General features: G+C 68.4%; 3 protein-coding genes. 2 read left to right on the top strand and 1 reads right to left on the bottom strand.

Annotated features, from left to right (window positions below; translation table 11 throughout):
* On the bottom strand, positions 1-411 hold a 411-nt coding region (locus tag ACFWF3_RS32920; RefSeq protein WP_379317794.1), incomplete at its 3' end, for an SRPBCC family protein.
* A gap of 295 nt (positions 412-706) precedes the next feature.
* Here ACFWF3_RS32920 and ACFWF3_RS32915 point away from each other — a divergent pair.
* On the top strand, positions 707-2,086 hold the full coding sequence (locus ACFWF3_RS32915) for a sensor histidine kinase (RefSeq protein WP_379317792.1): 1,380 nt from the start codon (positions 707-709) through the stop codon (positions 2,084-2,086).
* Positions 2,064-2,252 (top strand): roadblock/LC7 domain-containing protein (locus tag ACFWF3_RS32910; protein WP_379317790.1); only part of this gene is annotated, 189 nt, incomplete at its 3' end. The genes ACFWF3_RS32915 and ACFWF3_RS32910, both read left to right, overlap by 23 nt.

The raw sequence follows: 2,252 nt of genomic DNA, 5'->3' as shown, positions 1-2,252 counted from the left end.
CATCTCCAGTGAGCGCTCGATATCGCCGCGCAGGGCCTTCGCGACGGCGGACCCGATCGGGCCGAACAGCGGCGCACCGCCCAGATCGATGTCGACACTCACCTTCGACCCGCTACCGCTCGGCTCGACGAGCATTCCGAGGCCGAACTTGGTGCCGCCGATACCCGTGCCGGTGAGGGCGAGCTTGCGCGGCGGTTCGGCGGTGCGCACGGTCCAGGTGACTTTGTTGCGGAAGCCCTTCACGCGGGCGATGCCGGCGACAACGGTGCCCGGCGTCAGCTCCTCGGGCAGTGTTCCGCGCCAAGCCTCGTGAATGGTCAGCCAATCGCCGAGGTGCGGAAGGTCGGACGCGTGCGCCCAGGCCTGGTCCGGTGGGACGGGGACATCGACGGAAAGCTTCAGTTTCGCCACGCCGGGATAATATCCGGTACCCGGGGTTCCGCGAGCATCGGCTCGAGGCATAGCGAACCAGAATAGATCAACTGTCCAGTAGCGTGCAATGTTTCGAGCGGGAAACATGATGTCGGACAGTAAGATCCGTGTCGCGATCGTTACGTGTGCTGCTAATGTGTGCGGGTCGCTGGAATCGGGGCGTGTGAATCGGGTATCCGAAATCACCCCGCGGTAGACAGTGAATGCCTCGGCGGGCCGGCCGGCGAGGGCCACCGGCAACAGCGCCGTGTGGTCGAGGACGACGAAAGATCTGATGAACTCAGGAATTGCGGTGCTGTTGCTCGTCATCGGTGCGCCGCTGTTACTGCTCGCGATCGCGGTCAGTGTCATGGCCATGCGGAACGAGCGCCGACAGCGGCAGCGCGCCGACGCCGCCATCCGGGAACGCCTCGCCTGCGAGAACGCCCTCATGCAGCTGGCGCAGGGCACCCTGCCCGCGATCACTGCCGCGGTGCGCCGCCACGAGATCCCCTCGGTCGCGGTGGATCTGCCGGTGGAACTGGGCGATTCGCAGTTCGGCCAGGCGCTGCAGTGGATTGCCACGGGTCATGCCGAAGACCTGCGCGTGGTCGCCGAGGAAACCAGGGCGATGGTCGAACGCTATGGCGAACAACGTCGCCTCGGTGAGATACAGGACGCCCGGGACCAGACCCGCGGTGAGCTCTCGGCATCCTCGCGGGCGGCCACGAGCGCCGCGGTGCGCTCCTTCGGCACCTCGGTGGTGAGCCTGGGCACCGACCTCGGACAGGTCGTCAGTGCCGCACTGCGCGAACATCGCGACGACGCCATCTACGAAACGCTCACCCGGATCGACCACACCGTGCAGCAGATGATCCGGCAGGCGCAGTCCTATGTGATCGTCTCCGGCGGTCTGCCCGGCCGCCGGTGGCCGCAGCAGTCGCTCACCGATGTGGCGGGCGGCGCCACCGGACGGGTCAGGGAATTCCTGCGGGTGCGCGCGGCCCAATCGGACCGGATCGTGATCAGCCGCGCGGTCGAACCGCTCGTGCACACCATGGCGACCCTGCTCGACAACGCGCTGCGCTACTCACCGCCGTCGTCGTTCGTCGAGATCGGTTTCCAGGAGGGCCATCACGGCGTCACCGTGATCATCGACGACGCGGGCATGCGGATGAGTCCCGAGCAGCTCGAGGACGCGCGCCTGGTGCTCAGCGGCGAACGCCCGGTCGACATCCACGATCTCGGCCCCGCGCCGAAGGTCGGCTTCCCCGGTATCGCGGCGCTGGCCCGGCGCTACGGATTCTCCGTGCACGTCGACGGGCCCAACATCTTCGGTGGCATGCGGGCCATGGTGTATGTACCGTCGGCGCTGCTGGTGAGCGGCGACGCCCCGCGGCTGCCCGAGCCCGAACTCGCCGCGCCCGCACACATTCCCGTGCCGGTCGCCGAGATCGAATCGCCCGGCGCCGACGTTCACGAGATCACCAGCGGCGGGCTGCCCAAGCGCCGCCGCAGGCCGGTTGCCCCGGATTCGGCGGGGGTAACGACAGAGTCGGGGCACGCGCGCCCCGACCTCGCCGCTGCCTGGCGCAGCGGATCCCGCAGCGGTCGTGCCGCTGCGGCCGAGCGAACCACGGAAGGAACAGCCGATGAGCACACCGGTAGCCGATAGCACCAACCGATTGGCGTGGCTGCTCGAGGATCTCGAGATCCCCGGCGTCCGCTTCGCGGTCCTGCTGTGCCAGGACGGACTGCGCATAGCCCCCTCCCGTGGCGTGAGCAAAGAAGACGCCCAACGGTTCGCCGCGGCGGCCGCGGGCCAGCGCACGCTCGGTAAG

Source organism: Nocardia sp. NPDC060220 (assembly GCF_042727815.1).
In the GTDB taxonomy this organism is placed as follows: Bacteria; Actinomycetota; Actinomycetes; order Mycobacteriales; family Mycobacteriaceae; genus Nocardia.
Note: the sequence above shows the minus strand (reverse complement) of the source record. Positions and strands in the feature narration are given on the sequence as shown.